General features: G+C 44.5%; 16 protein-coding genes and 1 tRNA gene. 6 read left to right on the top strand and 11 right to left on the bottom strand.

The window, feature by feature from the left end; genetic code table 11:
• Positions 1 to 20 precede the first annotated feature (20 nt).
• The 3 genes from B5X60_RS09345 (at position 21) to B5X60_RS09335 (ending at position 3,268) form a co-directional block, all read left to right on the top strand.
• Entirely contained in the window at positions 21 to 1,040 is a 1,020-nt protein-coding gene (locus B5X60_RS09345) for an asparaginase (protein WP_079702431.1), read from the top strand.
• Positions 1,041 to 1,220: 180 nt separating this feature from the next.
• Positions 1,221 to 2,876: a sodium/sugar symporter gene (locus tag B5X60_RS09340; RefSeq protein ID WP_079702430.1), complete on the top strand. Its 1,656-nt coding sequence runs from the start codon at positions 1,221 to 1,223 to the stop codon at positions 2,874 to 2,876.
• A 41-nt stretch (positions 2,877 to 2,917) separates the two neighbouring features.
• Positions 2,918 to 3,268, top strand: a complete 351-nt coding sequence (locus tag B5X60_RS09335; protein ID WP_079702429.1) for a hypothetical protein — start codon at positions 2,918 to 2,920, stop codon at positions 3,266 to 3,268.
• Positions 3,269 to 3,297: 29 nt separating this feature from the next.
• Here the strand turns inward: B5X60_RS09335 and B5X60_RS09330 are convergent, their stop codons facing one another.
• The 3 genes from B5X60_RS09330 to B5X60_RS09320 all read right to left on the bottom strand — a co-directional run bounded on the left by B5X60_RS09330 (position 3,298) and on the right by B5X60_RS09320 (position 12,099).
• Positions 3,298 to 10,782, bottom strand: coding sequence for a gliding motility-associated C-terminal domain-containing protein (locus B5X60_RS09330; RefSeq protein ID WP_170878425.1), 7,485 nt, complete (start codon positions 10,780 to 10,782; stop codon positions 3,298 to 3,300).
• 139 nt (positions 10,783 to 10,921) lie between these two features.
• A complete protein-coding gene (locus B5X60_RS09325) occupies positions 10,922 to 11,869 on the bottom strand; it encodes a hypothetical protein (protein ID WP_079702427.1) in 948 nt (315 codons plus the stop codon).
• Between the two features lie 5 nt (positions 11,870 to 11,874).
• Positions 11,875 to 12,099: a hypothetical protein gene (locus tag B5X60_RS09320; RefSeq protein WP_139377431.1), complete on the bottom strand. Its 225-nt coding sequence runs from the start codon at positions 12,097 to 12,099 to the stop codon at positions 11,875 to 11,877.
• Positions 12,100 to 12,228: 129 nt separating this feature from the next.
• Between B5X60_RS09320 and B5X60_RS09315 the strand changes: the two genes are divergently transcribed.
• A complete protein-coding gene (locus tag B5X60_RS09315; protein ID WP_079703228.1) occupies positions 12,229 to 12,990 on the top strand; it encodes a DUF4382 domain-containing protein in 762 nt (253 codons plus the stop codon).
• A gap of 53 nt (positions 12,991 to 13,043) precedes the next feature.
• On the opposite strand, the gene B5X60_RS09310 is transcribed toward B5X60_RS09315, so the two are convergent.
• The 8 genes from B5X60_RS09310 to B5X60_RS09275 all read right to left on the bottom strand — a co-directional run bounded on the left by B5X60_RS09310 (position 13,044) and on the right by B5X60_RS09275 (position 24,115).
• A complete protein-coding gene (locus tag B5X60_RS09310) occupies positions 13,044 to 13,694 on the bottom strand; it encodes a DUF6266 family protein (RefSeq protein WP_079702425.1) in 651 nt (216 codons plus the stop codon).
• Positions 13,695 to 14,217: 523 nt separating this feature from the next.
• The gene (locus tag B5X60_RS09305; protein ID WP_245803502.1) at positions 14,218 to 15,072 is read right to left on the bottom strand and encodes a cyanophycinase; all 855 of its coding nucleotides are present in this window, start codon (positions 15,070 to 15,072) and stop codon (positions 14,218 to 14,220) included.
• Entirely contained in the window at positions 15,072 to 16,130 is a 1,059-nt protein-coding gene (locus B5X60_RS09300) for an isoaspartyl peptidase/L-asparaginase family protein (protein ID WP_079702424.1), read from the bottom strand. Before B5X60_RS09300 ends, B5X60_RS09305 begins: the two co-directional genes overlap by 1 nt.
• 4 nt (positions 16,131 to 16,134) lie before the next feature.
• Positions 16,135 to 17,229, bottom strand: a complete 1,095-nt coding sequence (locus tag B5X60_RS09295; RefSeq protein ID WP_079702423.1) for a cyanophycinase — start codon at positions 17,227 to 17,229, stop codon at positions 16,135 to 16,137.
• A 100-nt stretch (positions 17,230 to 17,329) separates the two neighbouring features.
• Positions 17,330 to 18,736, bottom strand: coding sequence for a RagB/SusD family nutrient uptake outer membrane protein (locus tag B5X60_RS09290; protein ID WP_079702422.1), 1,407 nt, complete (start codon positions 18,734 to 18,736; stop codon positions 17,330 to 17,332).
• Between the two features lie 11 nt (positions 18,737 to 18,747).
• Positions 18,748 to 22,107: a SusC/RagA family TonB-linked outer membrane protein gene (locus B5X60_RS09285; protein ID WP_245803501.1), complete on the bottom strand. Its 3,360-nt coding sequence runs from the start codon at positions 22,105 to 22,107 to the stop codon at positions 18,748 to 18,750.
• 94 nt (positions 22,108 to 22,201) lie between these two features.
• Positions 22,202 to 23,311, bottom strand: coding sequence for a FecR family protein (locus B5X60_RS09280; RefSeq protein ID WP_079702421.1), 1,110 nt, complete (start codon positions 23,309 to 23,311; stop codon positions 22,202 to 22,204).
• Positions 23,312 to 23,563: 252 nt separating this feature from the next.
• The gene (locus B5X60_RS09275; protein WP_079702420.1) at positions 23,564 to 24,115 is read right to left on the bottom strand and encodes an RNA polymerase sigma factor; all 552 of its coding nucleotides are present in this window, start codon (positions 24,113 to 24,115) and stop codon (positions 23,564 to 23,566) included.
• Between the two features lie 190 nt (positions 24,116 to 24,305).
• On the opposite strand from B5X60_RS09275, the gene B5X60_RS09270 reads away from it, so the two are divergent.
• Together B5X60_RS09270 and B5X60_RS09265 are read left to right on the top strand one after the other, a co-directional pair.
• Positions 24,306 to 24,392: transfer RNA gene (locus B5X60_RS09270), tRNA-Ser, on the top strand.
• 316 nt (positions 24,393 to 24,708) lie between these two features.
• Positions 24,709 to 25,137: a DUF1761 domain-containing protein gene (locus B5X60_RS09265; RefSeq protein ID WP_079703225.1), complete on the top strand. Its 429-nt coding sequence runs from the start codon at positions 24,709 to 24,711 to the stop codon at positions 25,135 to 25,137.
• Positions 25,138 to 25,469: the final 332 nt, after the last annotated feature.

Genomic DNA, 25,469 nt, shown 5'->3' with positions numbered 1-25,469 from the left:
ACAATCCCTCAACCAATTAAATGACCAACGTACTGATTATATACACCGGCGGAACGATCGGCATGGTCACCGACCCTAAAACTGGCGTGCTAGTTCCATTCAATTTCGATCAGATAACTGACAATGTTCCGGAACTTAAAAGGCTGGATTACAATTTCACGGTACATTCGTTTGACCCGCTTATAGATTCTTCGAATATGAGCCCGGAGATTTATAAGGAACTGGTTTCATTAATTGAAAAAAATTACGAGAGGTACGATGGGTTTGTGATACTACATGGATCGGATACAATGTCATTTACAGCATCGGCTTTAAGTTTTATGATTGAAAGCCTGGATAAGCCGATCATCCTAACCGGGTCGCAGCTTCCCGTAAACGGAATCAGGACCGATGCAAAGGAGAACCTGATAACTTCACTGGAAATCGCAGCGGCGAAAAACCGGGGGAAAGCCATGGTTCCGGAAGTATGTATCTATTTTGATTATAAATTATTTCGAGGTAACCGATCATTCAAATATAACTCAGATAAATTTGAAGCCTTCCGCTCACCTAATTACCCGGTGCTTGCCGAAGCGGGAGTTTATCTTGAATTCGACCGTCATAACATTCTGAAGCCTGGGGAAGGACCTGTGAAATTCCATAAGAAACTGGATAGTGCAATTGGTGTATTGAAGTTATACCCGGGAATTAGTCCGCATATTGTGAAGGCAGCTTTATGCGCTGACTGCAAGGCTATTATCATGGAAACCTTCGGCTCAGGAAATACGTCTACACAAAAATGGTTTCTCGACCTGCTCCGGCAGTCAATAAAAGATGGCATGCTGATCCTTAACATTTCTCAGTGTAAGGTTGGTACAGTTGAGCTCGGCCGATATGAAACCAGTCGCGAACTGAAGGAAATGGGAGTCGTAAGCGGTTATGATATGACCTTCGAAGCAGCCGTGACTAAGCTGATGTACCTTTTCGGAACGGTTAAAAGCAAGAAAAAGATTGCGGAACTGCTGGAGACGAATTTAAGAGGCGAGATGACACTCTCCTAGGTGGGAGTAAGGAGCAAAGAGCAAGGAACAAAGAACAAGGGCTGGAAGCACAACGAATGCTCAAGCTTGCTCGAATACACTCTTCTTTAGGCTCAATCTTTGTTCTGTGCTCTTTATTCTTTGCTCCTCTTTTATTCCATCTTTTTTATTAGGTTTATCTAACCAACCTAATAAAAAAAAATGCAAACACCTGATTACATCGTCTTCCTTATCTACTTTATCATTGTGAGCGCGTACGGCCTTTATGTTTATAATCGCAAAAAGCACGAAGACTCCAAAGATTACTTTCTTGCAAAAGATTCGCTAACCTGGTGGGCCATCGGAGCCTCTCTGATTGCATCTAATATTTCTGCCGAGCAATTTATTGGTATGAGCGGTTCTGGCTTCACTATGGGGCTTGCAATTGCTGCTTACGAGTGGCTGGCTGCAGCAACCCTAATTATCGTCGCTGTTTTCTTCATTCCTATTTATCTAAAGAACAAAATTTATACAATGCCTCAGTTTTTGAAAACGAGGTATAACGAAACTGTAGCCATGATCATGGCGGTATTCTGGTTGTTACTTTATGTGGTGGTCAACCTGACTTCCATCTTATACCTGGGTGCCCTGGCTATCAGCAGTATTTCCGGCCTCGATCTGGGTTTATGTATGGTCGCGCTGGCTGTTTTTGCCATTGTTATTACCCTTGGCGGGATGAACGTGATCGGCTATACCGATGTGATACAAGTAGTATTTCTGATCCTGGGAGGATTGGTAACTACTTACCTTGCATTGGATCTTGTGGCGCAGCACTACGGCTCAAGCGGTCCGATCAATGGCTTTAATCTGATGACTGAAAATTCCGCAGACCATTTTAAGATGATCTTCAAAAAAGAAGACCCTCACTTTATCGACCTTCCGGGACTCGCCATTTTAGTCGGCGGTATGTGGATCGTGAACCTTAACTACTGGGGTTGTAATCAGTATATCACCCAGAGGGCGCTAGGAGCGGATCTCAAAACTGCCAGAAGCGGGATCCTGTTTGCTGCATTCTTAAAATTGCTGATGCCAGTTATCGTCGTCTTGCCGGGTATCGCAGCATTCGTTCTTTACAAAGAAGGTGTGTTCGAATCAGAAATGATGCTCAACGGGGAAGTGGTTGCTGACAGGGCCTATCCTGTACTTCTTAATTTGTTACCTGTAGGTCTAAAAGGTTTATCCTTTGCTGCCCTTACAGCTGCTGTAGTTGCATCACTCGCCGGAAAGGCAAACAGTATTGCTACGATATTTACTCTGGATATTTATAAAAAGAAACTGAATCCTGAAGCTGACGAAAAGAAACAGGTGCAGGTTGGACGTTGGGTTATTATCATTTCTATGATCCTGGCAGTAGCTATCGCGCCATATCTGGGAATAGATAAAAAGGGAGGATTTCAATATATCCAGGAATATACAGGATTCGTATCACCCGGAATTTTTGCCATGTTCATCCTTGGTTTCTTTTGGAAGAAAACTACTTCTAATGCTGCCTTATTCGCTACAATAGGTGGCTTTATCCTGTCCTGCCTGTTTAAGGTCTCTCCGGATTATATAAATCTTGAATTCCTGCATTCATCCGGATTCGCGGTATTAAATGCCGATGGTGTGTATGAGATTCCTTTTATTGACCGTATGGGATTTGTATTCCTGATCTGCGTGATCGTGATGTACTTCATCAGTATGTATGAAACCCGAAATGGAGTTAAACCTAACGGCCTGGAAGTTGATAGCAGCATGTTTAAAACAGCGCCATCCTTTACAGTTGGGGCGCTTATCGTGATCGGAATAATTGTGGCGCTATATAGTATCTACTGGTAATCATTGTCGGAATAAATTAAAAAACCTAATAACCCCAAACCATGAGAAAAATAACATTATCAATTGCTTCACTCTTCCTGTTCGTTTTAGTGTGCCTTGCGGCAGATCTTACCGGCACTTACAAAGGCTCTGTGTCTTTCCAGGACCGGAAACTCGATTTAACTTATAAGCTTAAAGCTGACGGCGAAAAGCTTACTGGCTCAATCATTTCTGAATACGGCGAACTACCTTTGAGTGACGGCAAGATCGCAGGGACAGATTTCAGCTATAAAATCGACGTTGGCAACGGTCCAATGGAATCTAAAGGAAAATTTATGGGCGACTCAATTGTGATCACTTCGAACTTTGGCGGGATGGAAGTGAAGAATACATTTAAGAGAGTTGCAGAGTAAAAGCTTTTCAGCCCTGGGTACTTACCGTATTATTTAACGATAAGTATCCAGCCTGAAAATTTCTCCCCCATTTTTGTATCTATAACATAGTAATAGGTTCCCGCTGGTACCTCTACTCCCTGATAGGTGCCGTCCCAGGGTTGTTCATAGCCCTGTGAGTAAAAAAGCTTCACCCCATACCGGTTGTAAACAAAGACTGTTGCTTCGGTGTAGTTCTTCAACTGCGCGATATTCCAAAGATCGTTCGAGCCATCGCCATTAGGCGTGAATGTATTCGGTATAACAATAGGTTCCAGTACTTTCACGAAAACCTGATCGCTTGATACACAACCCCGTTTGTTTGTTACAGTTAGCGTATAAGTCTGGCTAGCCGTGCCGCTAAACACTGGATTCTTAATAGAATAATCGTTGAGGCCAATGGCGGGCGACCATTGATATTGTACATCCGGATCAGTGTCAACGTCGTTCAAAGTAATAGACTCGTCCAGCCTGATAACTTTGTCTTTACCTGCTGATACTCTCGGAAGCGGGTTTATGGTAATCAAAACATCATCGGATACTGAGCTACACAACCCATTCCCCGTTGATGAGAGTGTCAGCATTGCCCAACCAATTTTTACATCCTTCGGACCCGGAATATAGGTAGCCTTGAGAGCGGTGTTTGATGGCAGAAACTGACCATCGCCTTCACTTACCCAAATGCCGCCTGAAGCCCCAACTACCGCTCCGGATAAATTAATTTCTGTTGCATCTGCACAAACGGCCTGATCAGTTCCAGCGTTAACAACAGGTAGCGGCACTAATGTTACTGCCATAGACGACGTGGCGGGTGCGCAGCTAATATTATTTGTCGATGTTAACGTTAAAACTACTTTAAGTGCTGCCTTGTCTGCCGCTGATGGAATATATGTTGCATTCAAACTTGTGTTTGATGGAGAAAAAGTTCCTGTGCCGCTGCTGCTCCAGATTCCGGTGGTGCTTAAACCTTTAACTGAGCCTTTGAGGTTTACAGCATTAGTACTTACACATAAGGTTTGATCCTGGCCAGCTTCAGAAATAGGGACTTCATTAACTTTAACGTCCACTGAAGACACCGCGCTTACACAACCGTTTACTGTGACGAATACGGTGTACTTTCCAGCATGACTGGCAGTAGCTCCATTTATAATTGGGTTTTGAAGATTTGAACTGAAATTGTTGGGTCCCTCCCAGGTGTAGATTGCTCCTGGAATATAGGTTGCTCCCATAACGATCGAGTTACCCGCACACACCGGGGAATTTGAAATAACAACAGGCGCTGCAGGAATCGCATTAACAGTAACGATGATCTCCTTTCGGGGGCTGACACAGTTATTGCTAATTGCTTGCACGTAATATCTCGTAGTGGAATTTAGAATTGGTGTGGTGAAATTTGTACCGGTACCTAACATTGTGCCTCCCGTTGCCTGGTCAAACCATTGATAAACTCCTGAATCGTCACCAACTGCTAGTACAGTGCTGGTTCCCCTGCAAATCGAAGCGTTCCGGGCATCGGGGGTTAATGGAATTGGATTGATCGTAACAGTCGATGTAAATGTTGCTGTTGCGCAACCGCCATTTGCAGAGATCGTATTAGTGATAATGTATATACCTGGACTGCTTGCTTTTAGGTCTATTTCGCCCGTTCTTGTGCTTACAAAGACAAGGGCCGGCGAGGATGAGGTAAAAATGCCCGCACTGGCTCCCGCAGGGAAAATAGGAAGCGGGTTTGTGTCCCCAGGGCAAAATGGCCCGCTATATGAGAAACTTGCATTTGGAAAATTGGTGATTGTCACCTTTGCATACGTAACTCGCGGACATGGCGAGTTATTTGTGAAACTAACAGTGTACGTTCCAATGGTACTGGCCAGCACATCAATTTCTCCCGTATTCTTATTTACAAAAACAAGTCCGCTGCTCGAACTAAAAACGCCTCCACCAACAGTGTAAATCCCTGGAGGAGGTGTTACAGATATTCCCGATTTACAATAGGTTCCCGAGGAATACTCGAATTCTGGGTCGACTACAGGTACAACCTGGACAGTGACAGCAGCCCTTGGGCCAGTACACCCATTCGAAGTGGCTTGAACGTAGTAGGAAGTAGTCGTCTTCAAAATTCCAGTGCTAAATACTGATCCCGTAGCTAGAAGTCGCCCCCCTACAGCCGCATCATACCATTCGTATGTACCGCTCGATCCGGTAGCACTCAGTGTGGTACTGTTGTCAGCACAGATCGTGGCTCCTGACACTGAAGGTGCCGCCGGTGCAGCGTTAATTTGAACAGTGACGGTATGACTGGCAGCAGCACAACCCCCAGTTGCAGCAATTGTGTTAGTTACCTGATAAACGCCTGGAACACTTGCGCTTAAATTGATTTCGCCAGTTGAAATACTTCTGAAAACCAGGCCTCCAGGAGTAGCGCTGAATATTCCCGCACTTGCTCCAGGAACGAATATAGCCGGCGAGTCGTCTGATCCCGTACAAAATGAAGTGGCAGCATAGCTAAACCGGGCATCAGGTGCATTGGTAATCGTTATGTTTACTGTGCTGCTTCTCGGACATTGCGAGGCATTCGTGAACGTGATAGTGTATGTACCAATCGGGGTGGCCGCCACATTGATCTCGCCGGTGCTTGTGTTGGCGAATATAAGACCTGGAGTTGCGGTGAAGGTTCCTCCCCCCGGTGTATGAATTACCGGAGCTGGACTTACTGCTGGCCCCGACTTGCAGTACGTTCCTGATGAATATTCGAACTCCGGATTTATAATCGGAATTGTAGTTACTCTCACTGCTGTTCTGGGGCTGGTACATCCGTTTATAGTTGTTTGTACATAATAGGTGGTGGTTAAGGTTAATGCTGGTGTTGTGAAACTGTTTCCAGATTGGAGCAGATTGCCCCCAGACGCAGCATCGAACCATTGATAATTTCCTCCCGGAGCACTTGCTGTCAGCGTAGTGCTGTTTCCCACACATATTGCCGGTGCGTTAACTGTCGGCGCAGCCGGGATCGGGGTGATGGTAACGGTAACCGGAGTCCGGGGTCCTGCGCAACCATCTACGGTTGTCTGTACATAAAATGTCGTATTTGCTGTTAAAACTCCGGTTGTATAAGATGGAGATGTAGCAAGAAGGCTTCCTCCTGTGGCCGCATCATACCATTGATATACTCCTCCCGGTGCAGTAGCTGTTAATGTGGTGGTAGTTCCCGAACAAATGGTCGTACCAGCGGCGGTTGGTGCAGGTGGAATAGAAGTAAGGGTTACGTTGACTGATCTTCTGGGCCCCGCGCAACCATTGACAACAGACTGCACATAATATGTGGTATTTGTCGTCAAAGCGGGGGTGGAATAGGTAGCACCAGTAGCCAGCAGGTTTCCCCCGGATGGTGCATCAAACCATTGATAAACACCTCCCGGAGCGGTTGCCGTGAGCAGTGCAGAGTTGCCGGAACAAACTATCACGCCTGGAGCGGTAGGGGCAACGGGCAGAGGCGTAACGGTTACTGTAACACCAGTTCGTGGTCCCGGGCAGCCGTTAACGGTAGTTTGAACGTAGTAAATGGTGTTTGCCGTCAAAACTGGTGTGGTATAGGTCTGGCTATTTGCAAGCAACGTTCCTCCGGTTGGCGAATCGTACCATTGAAAAGTTCCAGCCGGTGCGGTGGCGCTCAGAATCGCGTTTGTACCAAAGCATATTGTTGGATTAATGGCAGTTGGTGCAGCGGGAAGGGGTGTAACTGTGACTGTTACTGCTGCACGGGCACCTGTGCAACCATTTACGATAGATTGTACATAATAGGTTGTATTGGTAAACAGGGCCGGGGTATTATAGCTTGCACCAGTGAAAAGCAGTGAGCCTCCAGCTGGAGAATCGTACCATTGGTAAGTCCCACCAGGGGCAGTTGCGGTTAGTGTTGCACCAGACCCAGCACATATTGTGAGTGGTGCCACTGTTGGAGCCACCGGACGAGGGGTGACCGTAACTTCAACGGTTGTCCTCGGGCCAGGGCATCCTCCTGCCGAGGCCTGTACGTAATAAATCCTGTTAGAGGTTAATACCGGGGTTGTAAAACTTGCACCTGTCATAACCAGGTTGCCGCCAACAGGGGCATCAAACCAATCGTAAGTGCCTCCCGAACCGCTCGCTAAAAGAGTTGCAGCTTCACCCACACAAATATTCGCGCCCGTAACAGTGGGAGCCGGTGGGAGGGCTGTAACAGTTACGGTTACAGGCGTACGCAGACTTTCGCAACCATTCACTCTGGTGGTAACATAATACGTAGTGGTTGCTGATAATGCTGGGGTTGTGTAGGCAATCCCTGTTCCCAGGGGTACTCCCCCGCTTGGATCGGTGTACCAGGTGTATGTTCCTCCGGGTGCCGTTGCCACTAAGGTAGCGGTATTCCCAGCGCATATTGTAACTCCTGAAATGGTTGGAGAAACAGGTATGGGGTTAACAAAAACAGTAACTGCAGTTCGGGGGCTTGTACAACCTCCAACTGTAGTTTCTACATAAAAGGTTGTGGTGGTACTTAATGATGCGGTTGTGTAAAACGCTCCGGACCCGAGTGAAGTCCCCCCACTTGGGCTATTGAACCAAGCGTATGTTCCAGTTGATCCCGAAGCAGTAAGAGTGGCGCTGTTATTAGCACAGATAGTCATACCTGCAGCAGTCGGAGCCGAGGGGGAAGCAGTGATCGTTACTACAAAACTTTTGGCATCGGAGCAGCCGACGCCCCCGGAAATTGTATTGGTAATTGTATAATCCCCTGGAGTACTTGTGGCCAGATTAATTTCCCCGGTGCTTGTGTTTACAAAATTGAGCCCTGAGGTAGAACTGAAAATACCCGCACTTCCTGTAGCTCCGAAGTTAGGGAGTGGATTGGGTCCACCAACGCAAAAAGGGCCGCTGTATGTGAAAGTAGCATTTGGGGTGTCGGTAATGGTAATTGTAGTAGACGTTGTGCGTGGACACTGTGAAGTACTGGTATAGGAAACAGTGTAAACGCCCAGACCACTCGCGAGCACATCAATTTCACCAGTGGTAGGGTTTATTACCAATCCCCCGGAACCGCTGAAAGTCCCCGGGCCGTTGAAGATTTGGGGTGCCTGTTTAGGAGCACCTGTTAAGCAAAACGTTCCTGATGCATACTTGAATTCAGGATTAACCTGTGGAATAACTGTTACTTCAACCGCTGTTCTTGCACTTGTGCAGCCATTATCTGTAGTCTGTACATAAAAAGTAGTCGTTGCATTCAACGCTGGCGTGTTATACGATGCGCCTGTCCCAAGCAAAGCACCACCTGACGCGGCACTATACCACTGGTAAGATCCACCAGGCCCTGTCGCAGTGAGTGTTGCTGAGCTACCTGCACAAATAGTAGACACTGCAGCAAAAGAAGGTGCGGCAGGGATGGGTGTAACAGTTACGGTTGCCGCGGTTCGTGGACCAGGGCAGCCATTTACGGTAGTCTGAACGTAATAGGTTGTCGTACTAATTAATGCGGGCGTTGTAAAAGTCACTCCTGTACCAAGCAACGTTCCACCCGAAGCAGCAGTATACCATTCGTAAATTCCTCCGGGTGCACTTGCCGCCAGGGTTGCTGTGCTGCCCGAACAAATCGTAGTGCCTGCAACGGTAGGTGCGGCAGGTAAGGGAGTAACGCTAACTGTCACTGCAGTCCTTGGACTTACACATCCCAACAAGGTTTCCACATAATACGTGGTGGTTGCAGTTAATACCGGAGTAGTGAAATTTGCTCCCGTTCCAACTGCTGTCCCTCCGGAAGCAGTCGTGTACCAGCTATACGTCCCTCCCGGGGCGGTTGCACTCAATGTAGCTGTACTTCCGGAACAAATAGTTGTCCCTGAGGCCGTTGGTGCTGCTGGCGGCGGATTTACGGTTACAACGACCGCTGTCCTGGGTCCGGTACATCCATTAACAGTGGTCTGTACATAATATGGTGTAGTAGCATTCAGTACAGGAGTGTTGTACGAAGCAGAACTAGCCAGCAGGTTGCCGCCGCTCGCTGCGTCAAACCATTGATAAGTTCCTCCGGGACCGGTTGCGGTGAGTGTTGCGGTGCTGCCGGTGCAAATTGTCACTCCCGGTGCGGTTGGTGCAGCGGGTAATGGAGTAACCGTTACGATAACAGCTGTTCTGGGCCCAGGACAGCCGTTCACAGTCGTCTGTACATAGTATGTCGTATTAGCGGATAATGCAGGACTTGTATACGATGACCCAGTAAATAAAGATGTTCCTCCTACTGCAACGTCATACCATTGATAAGTTCCTCCCGGTGCCGTTGCTGTCAGTGTAGCAGTATTTCCCGCACAAATTGTCGTTCCTGCAGCAGTGGGTGCAGCAGGAAGTGCCGTCACACTTACTGTTACGGGGGTCCGTGCACTGACACAGCCGAGCAGCGTTTCCACATAGTAGGTGGTGGTGGCTGTTAAAGCGGGTGTAGTAAAGCTGGCTCCTGTTCCGAGCAGTGTTCCTCCCGTCGATGCCGTATACCAGCTGTAGGTCCCTCCGGGGCCTGTTGCCGTCAACGTTGCTGTTGCCCCCGAACAGATGGTCGTTCCTGATGCGGTGGGGGCCGTGGGCGTGGGAGATGCTCCCACAATAACCTGCTGGGTTGAAGGAGGGCAACCACTCAACTGGTCCATCACTGAGACAGTGTACGTGCCTGGAGTGGAAACGGTTATTGAGGGCGTTGTTGCGCCAGTATTCCAAGCATACGTATAGCCCGGCAATCCTCCCGATGGTGTGGCAGTAATGGTTACACTTGCACCTGAGCAAATCATGGGACTTGAGGGGCTTATCGCCACGGTAAGTGGCGGTGACGTGTAGACGCGTACTGTATCACTTAAGCCACTTGGGCAATTTGTAGTTGGAGCACCGGAAACACGATAATCAATGTAGGTTGGCGCTCCTACTGCAGGTGTTACTGATGTAGTCAAGGATCCGCTAGGGTTGCTCAAGTAAGAGTTGTAAGTCCCTGCAGCACCTGGGAAGATCGATGTCCAGGTAACAGAAGATGCCTGTAATCCTGTAACGCTCATCGAACCGGAACAGGTCTGTCTGAGATTAAGATCACCTGATGCTTTCACAGTTCGGGTTGCCGTAATAAAATAATCTACCCCGTTATTCCCTGGTTTACAAAATGAAATTGAAACTGTACTCAATCCTGTTATACAGGCAGGGGTTCCAATTGGTATTTGAGGGCCGCAATTCACAGTATAGAAACTCGCACCAGTAATCTGGTTCGCAGTAAAATTTATTAAATCGGAGCCAGGGTTAACTTTGATGTTGAAAACGATACAATTATTATCGCCGCACCAGTTTCCATCACGCTTTTTGTTTAGGACCGTAACCGTTGTGTCGGTAGAGCCAGATAAGTCGACATTGAAAGTTGGAGGCGTCTGCCCAAACGCTGAATAAGTAGCGCTCAAAAGAGTTATGACAAGAAAAAAGAGGCGTAAATTCTTTGGCATTTTACAGGTATACGCAGGAGAAGAAATAAAGCTACATAAATTCTCTTTTTTTTTAAACGAGAAATGGCCGCGTGCATCAGCAGCGGCCATTTAATCTTAAAACCCACAACCTTTTAAAGGTCGTAGGCACCATCTATTCTTACAGATTAATATTAATATTCAACCCCGCCGTCCTTTGTCTGCTAATAGCCAACTGATTCTCCAATGAATTTACGTTGTTCTGCAGATCCATGATCAGCATCTCACGTCGCTGGATCTCATCCGGAGCCAAAGTAGCCCTTTGCGTTTGGAACGTGCTTTTTATGCCTAACAACTTTTCGGCAGCGAAGCGAAGCAGAGCTTCACTATATGACATAGTTTCCCAGGTTGTCTGGTAGTTGTTATATACATTCTCACGGGTTCTGATAAAGTTTGCCGGCCAGCGATCAGAATAATCCACTGTACAATCACCAACCTGATCTCCGTGATTTAAGTGGGCCTTTAACGCATTCTCCGAAACCGTAATCGTAACCGGGTAATTACTATCACCGGTATTATGACATACAGTAACCTTTTTGAAATCCTTCGGACGTTTGCGGCTTGAATAGTTGTCAAAACCCCATAGTACATTCTCATCTCTGTCCCAGGAAATGTTCTCTTTACGCCATTTTCCTTTGCCATTCGCACCTTTTCCGTTGTCGTTGTTGCCGTTCCCGTTATTGGCGTTCATGTTTTTGTTGTCATTCCCTCTGCCTTTGTCGTTATCAAATTTTCCGTTATCGTCCGACCGGCCCTGGGAATTTCCTTTGTTTTTGCCTTCATTACCGTTTCCCCGATCTGACTGATCATCGTTCCTGCCGTTGCCCTGATCACTCCTGCCTTTAGGTTGACCATTATCCGCCTTCCCTTGCCAGTTCTGGTTTCCCCTGCCGGAATTGTCGGAACCACTGTTCCCTTTATTAGATTGCCCACGATCCTGATTGCCTTTTTGCTCCGGACCTTTATTTCCATTACCCTTATTTTCTTTACCTGGCTGAAACTCTGTTAATGTTAGTCCCGCTACCACTATCAGTGGGAAAATGCTGACCTTTAAAATATTTGTTTTCATCTGAATTATTTTTTCGCGTTAAATTCCTTGTCTATTTTATCGAGAGACTCTTCAACCTTCTTTGCCTCATCTTCAAGTTCTTTATTTGTTTTCTCCAGATCTTTTGATACAGAGTCCATTGCAGTTACTTCCTGCTTGCTCTCGTCTGTCGTGCTGCTGGATGTGCAGCTGGTCGTGATTCCGATGATAGTCATTATGACTACATAAGAGTACAATTTTAAACGTTTCATAAAATTTTAATGGGTTTAGTTTATAAGTTCATAATGAGCATTATACGTGCCAAACAAAAGATAGCATGTATATCCCGAAGAAAGGCAAGGTTTTTGGACAATGCAGGTACATCCTTAAAAAAACATGAAATGAAAAAATTACTAATTGTAGCATTTTTAGGTCTGGGAATCGGACTTAGTGCTTGCAACAAGAATGAAGACGGAAGTGGAATGACTAAAGTAAGTGTTAAGCTTACTGATGGCCCGGGCGCTTATGATGCACTTTTTTTGAGTGTGAAAGAAGTTCAGATTATCTCATCCGAAGGGCAGTCAACGTTAGCTGTTAATGCTAACCCATTTAATGTACTAAAATTTAGAATGGGAAAGGATACTCTAATAGCTTCCCAGGATATTCCTTCCGGCCAGTTAAAGGAAGTAAGACTTGTTCTAAACGATACCGGAAATAGCGTCGTGGTTAATGGGGTGAGTTATCCTCTAACAACTCCCAGTGGCCAGTCATCAGGTGTAAAGCTGAAGGTTAACGAGACACTGGAAGCAGGCGTTGCGTACACCATGCTGCTTGATTTTGACGCAGCCAAGTCAATCGTTCAAACAGGTAATGGAAAATATATCTTAAAACCTGTTATCCGTGCGATACCGAATGCTGTATCAGGATCAATCACCGGAACAATAAGCCCCGCTGCATCCAGTCCGAAAATTTATGCTATCGCTGGAACGGATACACTTGGTACGATTTCAGACGCAACCGGAAAATTCTGGTTTCCGGGAGTTGCTGCCGGAAGCTACAAAGTGGAAATTATGCCGGTTAGCCCGTATGTTCCAAAAACGATTAATGATGTCGTTGTGGTCACTGGTTCTACCAAAGATCTTGGTACAATTACGATCAACTAATTTCCTTTCACAGTATTTAAAAGGGAGCAGAATTAATTTTCTGCTCCTTTTTTTTATTCCCTGAATGTTACCTCGCCCAGGTAAACACTGTCCGACCATTCTCTGGCCTGAAATATTGATGAGGTAACCAGGTACATATACACGTGCATCGTTTCGCCCTTATAGTGTTGGCTTAGCTCAAACACCAGTTCGCCTTTGTTTCGTGCGGTTCCGGGTGGTATATATAATTCTCTCGTTCCATGCTGGTAGAGAAGAAGTTCTAAAGCATCGTCTGGAGAGGAGTATTTCCCCGTTTTCACGTCCCAGCTCACCTTTAAATGCATCCCTGCTGTTTCCATTTTAATATTTTCAGGAATCACAAGCTTACCCTTTGTGCAAAAAAGGATTGAGGCATAATCCATCTCGTAATTTGGGTCTGCTCCCTTAATGCAATGCTGAACTGTATGACTAATGGCCATATTATATCCCGTAGCTCCGCCCGGGTTAATCCTGCTGAATCCCATATCCAGAAGAAGCTTAACAGGCTTTAAGAAATTAACTGCAAATGCAAACTTATTCTGCTGGGCGATCTGGAGCGGGCTTCGTGCTTTCTTAATCTTTTTCTGCAACCCTTTGATGTAGTAGATTCCTCTCCAGCTGCTGCCAATAACGCTTCCGAACTTGCCGGATACAGGGCCGTTTGGGCCTCGGTTTAGTCGTCCCATATCTTATACTTTTTTTGGTGAAAAAATAAAAAATGCCTATTTTCACTTTAACGAAAGTCCCGCCAAAAAAGTTACATTTCCCCTTATCAAACTTCTTCATGCCACAACCGACTATCGGCCTAAAGTCGTAGGGAAATAGTATATACCTGCTTCGTACCAGATGGGAGAAAGATGCGGCAAACATCCGGGACGCATTCGGGAATTTCCCGAAGCTGTCCCGAAGCTGTCTCGGAACCATCCCGGAACTGTACCGGAAGTGTATCGAACCATCTACGAACAATTCTCCTATCGTTCCCGAACCCGGGCTTGTTAGTTTAAGAATTTTAAAAGGGGAGAAATAGGGGCAAGGGATCTATTTCTTTAAAGTTAAATTACTTCAAGAAATCTTCAAAAAATCAAGAGAGAAATCCTGTGTTTTTGGATCATAACGAACAGCTGGGTAGGATCATGCTTTATGCTTATCCATAGCTGTTGTAATGCTTAATACAATATAGGTTTTTGGATTGTAAGATCCAAATCAAACCTATTTTTTTAGGCGGAATTTGTCACCATTACTGTAGATCCCCAACCTTAGGTCCTCCATTTCTATCAGACCTTTTGAAGTTGTATTAAGCTTCTTAGGATTTGAAAATTTCAGCACCTGGCTTACTCCGGATACGGTGGCGATGTTATTATGAACAACAATTGCCGTTCCTTCATCAATTCCGATACAATCGAAGCTGGGGTAGGCGTTGAGGGCTGAGAACAGCCTGTTGTAGCGGCTGCGTTTTATAAAGTGCTGATCGATTATGACGGAATTAAGAAGCCCTAAACCTTCCTCGAAAACAATATTTTTATCCCACAGCTTATCAAAAGTTTCTTTATATACAGTGTCGCCAAGCGCTTGTTGTCCCGTGATCATATAGCGGCTCATAACAGCTGCTCCCGCACTGGTGCCGGCAATTGTGCTCCCATTCTGGTAGGCTTCATGAATTACTTGATAGACGGGTGTATTGAGCACACTTTTCATAAAACGATTTTGATCACCACCGGTGATGAATATCAGTTTCGCTGTCCGCAAAGAATCCAGCCATTTTGAGTTGTTGACGGTACTTTTATCAAAATTTAGATTCCCAATGGGATTTCCTGAAGCTTTTGAGAGCTGAACAGCAATGTATTTAAAGGATGTGTCGGGTTCGGCACTCGACATTGGCAGAACTATAATGTGGTCTTTCGGGCCAAGGTTTGCGGTTTTAATCAGATCTGCTATAAGTGCTTCAGATCTTGTACCTCCGCCAATTATAAAAAGACTACCCTTTGGCGTTTTCGATTGCGAATATGCACCTGTTATAAAAAGAAAGCCTGTTATGAAGCAGACAAGAGACTTACGAAATAGCATTATTTATAAATTTGAACATCAATTTTCCCATCAGCTGTGATGGTTCCCCGGTACATTCCTTCTGTGTTAAACGGCATTGCTATATTTCCCTTTTTGTCGAGTGCGATTAGCCCGCCATCACCACCAAGCTTAGCCATTTTATCAAGCACCATTTTGGAGGCTTCGGCTACGCCAAGGCCTTTGTATTCCATAAGTGCCGAGATGTCATGGGCAACAACCGAGCGTATATAGAATTCACCCCATCCTGTACATGAAATTGCTGCAGTAGCGTTGTTGGCATATGTTCCGGATCCTATAATGGGAGCATCGCCGATACGGCCAAACTTTTTATTCGTCATTCCTCCGGTGGAGGTACCGGCAGCAAGATTCCCTTTATTATCAAGTGCCACGCATCCAACAGTACCAAACTTATAGTCTTTGTTTTCTGTACCCAGCTTATATGTTTTCTTATTGCCATGGTCCAGTACACTCTTGGTAGAATCTTCTTTGATCGCCTTTTGTAGGCCATCCCATCTTTCCTGAGTGAAGAAATACGAAGGGTCAACTATTTCAAGGCCCGCCTGCTTTGCAAATTTATCAGCACCCGCACCAGCCATCATCACGTGTTCAGACTTTTCCATTACCGCGCGGGCAGCGCTAATAGGATTTTTAATCACGGTGACACCAGCAACCGATCCGGCTTTGAGATTACTGCCATCCATTATGGCTGCATCCATTTCATTCTTGCCATCGTGCGTAAAAACAGCACCTTTTCCGGCATTGAAAAGAGGAGAATCTTCCAGCACATGGATTGTTGCTTCTACAGCATCCAGGCTGGTTTTTCCATTCTTTATCGCAGCATAGCCGGTTTCCAATGCCTTGGTAAGCGCTGCTTTGTAGGCTGCTTCTTTCTCAGGTGTCATGGTGCTTTTTAGAATGGTACCCGCTCCGCCGTGAATCACCATTACGTATTTCGTGCCGGAGTCGGCTGAGCTTGTATTTGATGAGTCTGTTTGCGAACATGAGGCTAACATTGCACAGAGCAAAGTCAGGCCGAGGATGTGAAGGTTTTTGAACATATAGCTATTTTTCTTTTTTATTTAATTTTCCATTCTCCGTCCACCACCAATACCATTTGCCACCGGTAGCGTCAGGTGAATTAAAATTACTTACATTATAATAACCGGCACCACTTAGGGAAGCTTGAATTTCATAAACACTTAGTGCCTGTTCATTTTGTTTCCAGATGACTGGCTTCCCCGCAATGAATTGCTCTGGCAACTTAGCGCCATCGGGCATTATGAAATATGCCTTACTTAAACCAAAGACCTGAGCTTTACCATCTTTGTCGATACAAACCGCAGTCTTTTCGTCTGCGGCAATGCCTAATGCAGGTGTTTTATAATCATTCAATATTCTTCCGATAAATGCGACATGCCTCCCCTCGCGTGTGCGGGTTAAATAGTGCTGATCAGTAATCGTGTTTTGAAGGAAAGGGGCATGCAGGAAATCGTTATTGTAAACCGTGACTTTGCCTGTGTACGGATCGCTTAAAGCTTCCTCAGATACGACACTGCCATTTTCTCCACTGAAATAAAATCCACTAAGGATTGCACATCCAGCGCTCGTGCCGCCTACCGGAACCTTTTTCACGGTCAACAGGTAATTTAACGCATCATTAACCTTCGTGTTTCTCCAAAATTTCATGTAATTGGACTGATCGCCTCCAGCTATAAATAACATCTCGGCATTCCGGATTATGTTTGCTACCGTGTCATTATTCGCGAGTTCACGATTGTCGATTTTTAGGGTTTCAACCGAATTAACCTTGCCAATTTCATTTATAAATGGATTGTAAGCATCTGTTCCGCTTGCTCTGATTACAACGACATCACCTCCGCCGCTTCGTTCGATCATCCATTTGAATGCAGCTTCAACATCTTTTCCACCGCCCATGAGGACAGTTCCCCCATTCACTGGTGTTATCACGTTACTGGAATCTCCAATCAGTCCAATTGAAGCTGGCCTTCCTGCGATTCTAGTGACACCTCCAGCATCATCGTCGATTTCTACGGTTTTTATCGGTGCGGCTGTTGATGGAGAGGCAACAGATGATTTTTTACATCCGAGGATAAAGAAGCATAATAGGAAACATAGATGGATATTTAGTCTCTTCATAAATCGGAATACTGAGGTCGGAAGTCTGAATTTGCGTACCTAATGTTGAAAATAAAGATCCCGGCATGCCTGTGGTATGCAGGTTTTCGCCGGGATATCTTTAATAATTTGGATTCTGAACTGCGTTCTTGTTTACGGTGATCTCAACGGCTGGCAATGGGTAATTGTATTGTGCCTTGGTTGGTGCAAGAGTCACCGCGCCTGAAGTATTAACAGCATCGGCAGGAATCCTGTCTATGGTTAAGTTTCTCCTTTTCAAATCAAAAAACCGATGCCCTTCAAATGCCAGTTCTTTGTAACGCTCAGTGTAAATAGCATTAATCAAGTCTGCTTTGCTTGCAAAAGTTTGATTCACATAGCCAGTTATCCGGTTTGTACGTAAAGTGTTTAAGTCTGATGCACCGTCAGCAACAGCAGCTGAACTTTCGGCTTTGGCTTCTGCGCGAATCAGATACATTTCACCAGTTCTGAATAGTTTAATATCAGCAAGCCCCGGTTGTGACGCTGTTCCGCCAATATATTTATTTATCAGGTATTGTGATTTTCCGGCACCGCGGGTTGCATCGAATTTAATGTACGGAGCAAAGCGAACGTCATTTACTGCGTCGAACGTGTTAATTAACTTGAATGCCGGAGCATAAAGAACGATACCACCTGTTTGCCTGAAAAAGAAGCTTCCAATCAGTGAGCCATCGGCTACACCGCTAACATTCCTTTTTAGTTTCCAAGCTACTTCACTTTCATTCGCGTCGGTCCATATACCTGGAAATTGTGCGCGTGAAGCGAGAGGAAGAGCACTGATCACTTCGGTAGAATAGGTAATAGCGTCTGCCCAGTTTTTCTCATATAATGCAAGCCGTGCCTGTATTGCTGCAATAGCTGTTCTTGTAATGCGGGACTTATCCGTAAACGTTGTTGGGATCAAAGCCTTAGCGGCGGTAAGATCAGCCTTAACGTTTGCTACGACACTTTCGAAAGGATCCCTGGCAGGGTAGCTAACTTCTGCAGATTTCATATATGCTATTCCAAGGCCGCCATTCTGATAGGCAGAAGCATACCCGCGCAGGAGTTCGAAGTGAGCATAAGCTCTGATTGCCAGGGCTTCTCCACGATAACGTTCTTTTAAAGACGCCTCAGCTGGAGTTGCTGTAACCACATCTACTTTCGCTAGAACACGATTAGCGCGATCGATCGAACGGTAATATTCAAGATATGCACCAGTTACAGATCCACTTGTTGCATTGTAAAGCCAGCGGTAAGCATCATTATTACTCACGGTATTTTCCGTTGGCATATTTACTTCGTCTGAAGTAATAGCAGAGGTAGTCATCAGGGTGTAGTCCAAAACTGCATAGGCACCAATTAATCCCTGATTAAGATCGCTCACCGTCCGGAAGGCCTTTTCAGGGTCAATACTGTCGGTTGGCTTCAGGTCTAATTTATCGCACGATGCCATTATTATTGCAAAGGACAGTAGGAGAAAATATTTTATATGTTTGAATTTCATCTCATTTGATATTAAAAGTTAACATTTAGACCTGCGGTGTAAGTCCTTGCTGCAGGATACTGGAAACGGCCATAAACATTATTGTTTTCAGGATCCAGTCCACGCCAGTTGGTTAGGGTGAAGAGGTTCTGAGCCTGAACAAATAATTTTACGCCACTGGTTACACGTAGTTTCTGAACCAGTGCTTCCGGTAATGAATAGCTAAGGTTTACATTCCTCAATCGCAGGAATGAAGCATCCTGAATATCTTTAGAAGTAAAGTTTCTTGGGACATCGAATCGCTGCAAAGTTGTAACATCTCCTGGTTTTTTCCAGCGGTCTTCAAGCATTCGCAAGGTTTGGTTGCTGCTTGCAAACCTCTGGTTTTCGTTGTAGAAATCCTCATTATTCCAACGTTTAACATCAGAAACAAATGAAACCAGAGCGCCAAGCGATAATCCTTTATAGCGCAGATTGGTTGTAAGTCCACCAGTCAGTTTAGGATACAGGCTTCCCGAATTGGTATTGCTCTGTGTATTTACATTGTACACTGTGGTAATGCTACCATCCAAATTATAATACTGCGCATCTCCGTTTGTTGGGTTTACTCCAGCCCAATCCGGTGCATAGTAAGTACCTATAGGCATACCAACTTTTAAAACCCTGGTATCACCATCAAGAACCATGTCTGAAATGTCAGTAAGAAAGAGGATCTTGTTACTGTTGTAAGCACCATTGATCCCCATAGACCATGAGAAGTTTTGATTTGCAATGATATCACCGTTGATATCAAGCTCAATTCCCCTGTTTCTCATTTTCCCGGTACTAAGAGGTAATGAAGTGTAAGCTGATTGAGGAGATAGTGGCTGATCTATAAATAAGTTCCTGGTGATCTTATTATAATAATCAGCAACTATGCGAAGCCTTCCGCTCTTGAATAATGATAGGTCGATACCTGTATTAAATTCATCGCTGTATTCCCAATCATATTCAGAGTTACCTGGGGTTAAGGGCCTGATACCGGTTACACCACCATAAGTCGTACTTCCAAATGTTGGCAGGTAGGTGAAGTCTCCGCTAAAAGGACTTGCAGTTGTTCCGTAACTTGCACGGACAATGAATTGTGAGATCAGATCTGAGTTCTGCAGGAATTCTTCTTTTTTAGCATTCCAGCTGGCTCCTGCAGAATAGAAACCATGATATCTGTTCTTCTCTGCAACTTTTGTCGAACCGTCATGACGATAACTTCCTGTAAGGGTATACTTATCATTAAAAGTATATCGGGCAACTCCCATTAATGAAAGAAATGCATTCCGTGTTTTAGATCCAGAAATGGAAGGCAGGAAGGTTGCGTTTGATGTTACCCCTGCAGGTGTTTCTGGTAATCGTCCATCAATTCCGAAACCGGTAAAACCGAATGAATTAAAGTTGTTGTATAAATATTCAAAGAATCCTGACACTTCAAAATCATGGTTTGTTGCTACAGTTTTGTTAAACGTTAAGCCAGAGGTGGAAATAAAATTGAAGTTTCTTCTGGTCCCTTCTTCGAACCGGCCTTTGCCCCCCAATGTGTTGGCATTGCTTCTTGACCCGTAATAAGAATCAGGGTTAATAAAGGCCTGATCTGTCGAATTTCTGTAGTCTACTCCGAAGCGAGTGGTTGCTTTAAGTTCAGGGATGATCTGGTACGCAAATGATGCCCCCATTATGCTTTTTAGCTGATCGGTTTTATTTGAGGAGTTTAAAAGCCTTTCCAAGCCCTGGCTACCTTCGCGAAGGTCGAAAATTGAGTACTGAGATCTGTTCCCCGGGTGAATAAGAGTTCCATCCGGAGCATATGGATATTCGTAAGGAAGGGCATAATACACGGATGCCATGGATGATCCTACGGCAGTCGCCTCGACACCTTCGGTAAAGCTTGAGTTGGAATAACCCAGATTAAGATTTACACTGCCGGATAACTTTCCTGATTTATAATCGACATTACTTCTTAACGCATACCTATCCAGGCCGGTACGTTTTGCAACACCTTCCTGGTAATAGTAATTTAAAGAGTTGTAAAATCTGATATTTTCATTACCACCGCTTACGCTGACCTGCTGTTCCATAAACTGGCTTTTCTGAAAAAAGATATCGCGCCAATCGGTATTGATCCTGCCTATACTGTCGATAATAAAATCTGCACGTGCTTTATCAGCAGCTGTTTTACCGGCATATGCGGGATTTTTCTTAGAGTATGTCCATCCGGGGCCCATCGTTCTGCCGGTTTCAAGTCCAATCTCTTCTTCAAAACGCAGGCGTTGCTCCGTATTCATCATTTCAAACTGTGGACGGGTGAGATCTGAAAATCCGTATTGGGAATTATAGTCAACTTTTACTCTGCCCGCGGCGCCCTTCTTTGTTGTGATTACGATCACTCCATTTGATCCGCGCGAACCATAAAGCGCTTTTGCTGATGCATCTTTTAAAACAGTAACGGTTTCAACATCGTTAGGGTTAATGGTTTGGAAATAGTTAGACTCAATTGGTACGCCATCCATTACAAAAAGAGGGGCTGAGCTGCCATTAATTGTTCCAAGGCCCCGGATCGTAACGCTGGCGCTCGAACCCGGTTGCCCTGAGCTTGCCACGACATTCATTCCCGGGACCCGGCCCTGAAGAATCTGATCAAGCGAAGCATTAGGCACCTGTGCGACTTTATCGCCAGTTACTACACTTGCCGCACTTGTTGATTTTTCGCGGCTATAGTTTGTGTATCCGGTTACCGTGATTTCTTCCAGAGCACGAGTGTCCGACCGAAGCGAGATATCAACAACAGATCGGCCACTTATCGAAGCTACCTGCTTAGTAAAGCCAAGGAACGAAAATTCAAGAGTCTGTATTCCATCAGGTACATTGATACTGTACATTCCATTTGCATCAGTAACGGCACCAATGTTTGTTCCGCTTGCTTTTACAGAAACACCTGGTAGAGGTACTCCGGTTTCGTCAATTACCCTTCCCCGAATCACCTGATCTTTGTATTCGCCTTTGGTCGAATAAATCACCACTAAATTATCTTCTTTAAGAGCGTAGGTTAGACTCGTCTCCTTCAGAACAGATTTCATAGCTTCATCCAGATACGCATCGTTGAGGCTCACAGAGAGCTTCTTGTCCGCAGGCAGGGCATTGTTGCTGTATACGAATCGATATTCAGTTTGCTGTTCTATCTGCTTTAACAAGTGTTTTATACTTGTGTCTGTACCTTTAAGACTTATCTTTTGCTGGGCAAAACCGCTTGCAAAGCTCTGTATGCAGATAAGTAGTGTGAGTAATGTGGTTAATTTCATGGCCAACAATAATCTACCGGGCAGATATTTGCCCAGGTGTTCTAAAAACACATTTTTTCTCATAATTTTGATTTGGTTTGGTTGATTAACTATTCGATTGCTTTTAATTTTTAATTGATTCGAGCCTTTGAGGGAGTGTTGCCGCACTTCCTCTTTTTTATTTGCTGCTTATACTAATTCTATTTTGTTCTACTTTGAATTGAAATGGGTAGGAAAGTTGTAAGGCTTCCAATGATTTGATAACCGTTTCACTTTCAAAAAGTCCGGAATATCTCAGGTTTTTAACTTCCTCATCCTGGAAAACGATTTCGATACCATACCAGTCTTCCAATTTTTCTGCGATATCGGACAAGGGTTCATTCTCAATATTCAGTCGGTTCCTAACCCATTTAACTTCTTCGATTACTTGTTTACGCTCGCTAATTGTGACCACCTGGTTTTGGAGTTCCTGATTTGAAAGGGCACTTTTACCGGTGATTAGTGAGGTTATCAGCTTCTGGTTTGGACTGAGAATAATTGATTTGTAACGTGTATCGTGGGGTATCACTTCAACTCTTCCGTGAATTAGGAAGGTTTCACTGGAATTTTCTCCAGGATAAGCCTTTATATTAAAAACAGTTCCGAGGACCTTGATGTCGTTATTTAGTGAATGCACAATAAAAGGATGTTTTTTGTCTGGCTTTACATCAAAATAGGCCTCTCCGATTAACCAAACTTCCCGGTTGGACGCATTGAAATTCTTTTTGAATTTAAGGGAACTGTTCTTGCTTAACGTAATTAGCGAACCGTCAGCAAGAATACTGGTTTTTCTGATGTCTAGTCCAGATTGAATGTTGGTTTCCTGTTCAGGCGGGATTGCTGCTATTGCTTCGATTTCATTTTTCGGCACATTCATGTAAACAGTTATTGCAATTAGTACTGAGGCAGCAACTGCACCTATGATTCTGTACAAAGTCCTTGAGCTGCTTTTTGGGTGGTCTGGTAAAGACCCCGGAACGGCGACCGTGGTAATAAGTTTTTTGAAGCTTTCGGATTGGTTGATACCCGCCCGAAGTTGCTTTAGTTGCTCAGAGCGATTTCCTTGTTTTGCTGCTAGAATATAAATGACATCACGCGCTTCTTTGACATCAGATGCGCGATGCGAATTTTTTTGAATCCACTCTTCCCAGTATACCTGGCTGGAAAGGTTACTTCCCAGACAAAATTCCTGGAAGGTGGCATCGCAAATAAGTTCTTCAATAGAAATTTTTTCAGAATGAGGTGTCATTTCCGGGACTTTAGTATAGAGACTGAGAATTGAAGTGGTTTTCCTAAGAGAAATTGAGAATTTATTAAAATGGTTTTTTAGAACGTCTTTTGTTGGCTTAGGATGAGCGCATCACTTTGACATATTCGCCCGCTCATGCCGCGGGCGGCAGGTTGCTTATTTTTTGACCTAAAGCAAAAAGTAAGTGCGGTTCCGCCTGCTCAAGGCGGGAAACTTCAATAGAATTAGCGATGTTCGCTGATATAAAAACCTTTATTTTAACAACTTCCTTAACATTTTCACAGCATCATAAATCGTATTATACGCTGTCTTTACTGATTGTGATGTAGTATTTGCGATCTGTTCATATGACATTCCTTCAAAGAAACGAAGCTGAATTAATTCGATCTGCCGCGGCGTGAGCTTTTTGATCGCTAATTGTAATTTTGCCTTCAGTTCTTCATCATTTTGAACTCGGATGATTATCTCTTCATAGGGCAGTTCATCAAGCTCTTCTTCTAGTAATCTTCGACGAATCGCTTCATCGACTTTCCCGGAATGTTTTAGTTCATCGATTATGGTATTTCTTAATACAGAAAATAGGTATGACCTTACATTACTGACGTCTGTTAACTTGTCTTTTTTATCCCAAAGATTTAGAAAAAGCTGATTTATACTGTCCTTGACGAGTTCATCGTCGCCCGTGAGTTTCAGCCCAAACCTGATGAGATGGAAATACATGTCGTTGTACAGGTTAAACAAAGCCTGCTTATCACCCCGGCGCAGCCCTTCCCAATACAAGCTATAATCTTCGTTACCCGACATTAGTCAATTATAGTTAAAAGGATTATAAAAATTCTGAATAAAAGAAGAGAATATATTGATGTGCCACTGTTGGAAAGGCTCCCCCTGGCATAGAAAAAAACCATGATTTAATTGTGTCATGGAATTCTATGTTGGTGTGCCGGATTTCCTGATTTTTTAATACTTTTGCACCTCTTCAAAGGCTATTCACGGAGAGGTGTCAGAGTGGCCGAACGAGCGAGCTTGGAAAGTTCGTGTACTAGCAATGGTACCGTGGGTTCGAATCCCACCCTCTCCGCAACAAAATGCTGTTCGCCTCAGGCGGACAGCATTTTTTGTTTCGAACGTTTCAAACTTGCTCGATGAGTGAGAAACAAAAAATGATGAGACCTGAGTGCAACTAAGCGTCAGGAGCATTTCTTTGCAGCCCGCCACTGAGGACCAATACAATTATTCCTTTCCGCAAAAAAGCTTTCCATTGGAGGGCATTTATTTTATATATTTATTATACCCATGCGAAACACTTTTACCAGCAAGTTAAAATGGAGCAGCATCCATTTAAAAAAAGGGAGGAACCGAAAATCCAAAAGAGTAGGATCTTAAAAAACCAAACAATGGAACTAAACCTGAACATGGCTGCAATATTGGTTGCCGTAGTTGTCAACTTTTTTATTGGATTTATCTGGTATACGCCGCTTTTTGGGAAAGTGTGGGGGAGAGAGATGGGTTATGATTCTAATACCAAGCCGGATCCTAAAGTGATGGTGAAAGGAATGATCTTTATGGTTATTGGGAACTTCTTTTTTGCGTGGGTTCTGGCGCACAATATTGCAGCATGGAACTTTGTGCCTGGGGTGGCTGAAATGGGCCCAATAAGCAATGCGCTTAGTTCTGCATTCTTCCTTTGGCTGGGTTTCTATTTTCCGGGACATCTTGGCGCGACTGTATGGGAGCAAAAGTCGTGGAAGCTTTTTTTCATTGATGCTGGTTACAGCCTCCTCTCTTTGATCGTAGTATCTCTAATTCTTACTCACTGGAAATAGATCCTGCTTGGTTCTGACAGATTCGATTAAAGTGGCGAGAAAAAGGATGAATTTTGATTTTCGCCACTTCATAACCGTGATTTCTTTCCCCGTCCTGAGGTATAATCTCTCGGCATTTGTTTGAATTAATGGAAAAAAACGGTTTGAAGGCACCAAATTGCACTTGGCCTCTTGTTTGATTAATTGGGAGAAGAAATAAATCTCACAAATTATCACAACATGAAAAGACTTAACTACAATCATTTAATTGCCCTTATCCCTTTAGGTTTTATAGTTGCAGCGTTATATGTATTTATAGTACAGCAATTTTAAATTCACCTACCGTCACATCT

The sequence above is a fragment of the Daejeonella lutea genome (assembly GCF_900168015.1).
GTDB classification, from domain to species: domain Bacteria; phylum Bacteroidota; class Bacteroidia; order Sphingobacteriales; family Sphingobacteriaceae; genus Daejeonella; species Daejeonella lutea.
The sequence above is the reverse complement of the archived record's forward strand: the minus strand, read 5'-3'. Positions and strand labels throughout refer to the sequence as shown.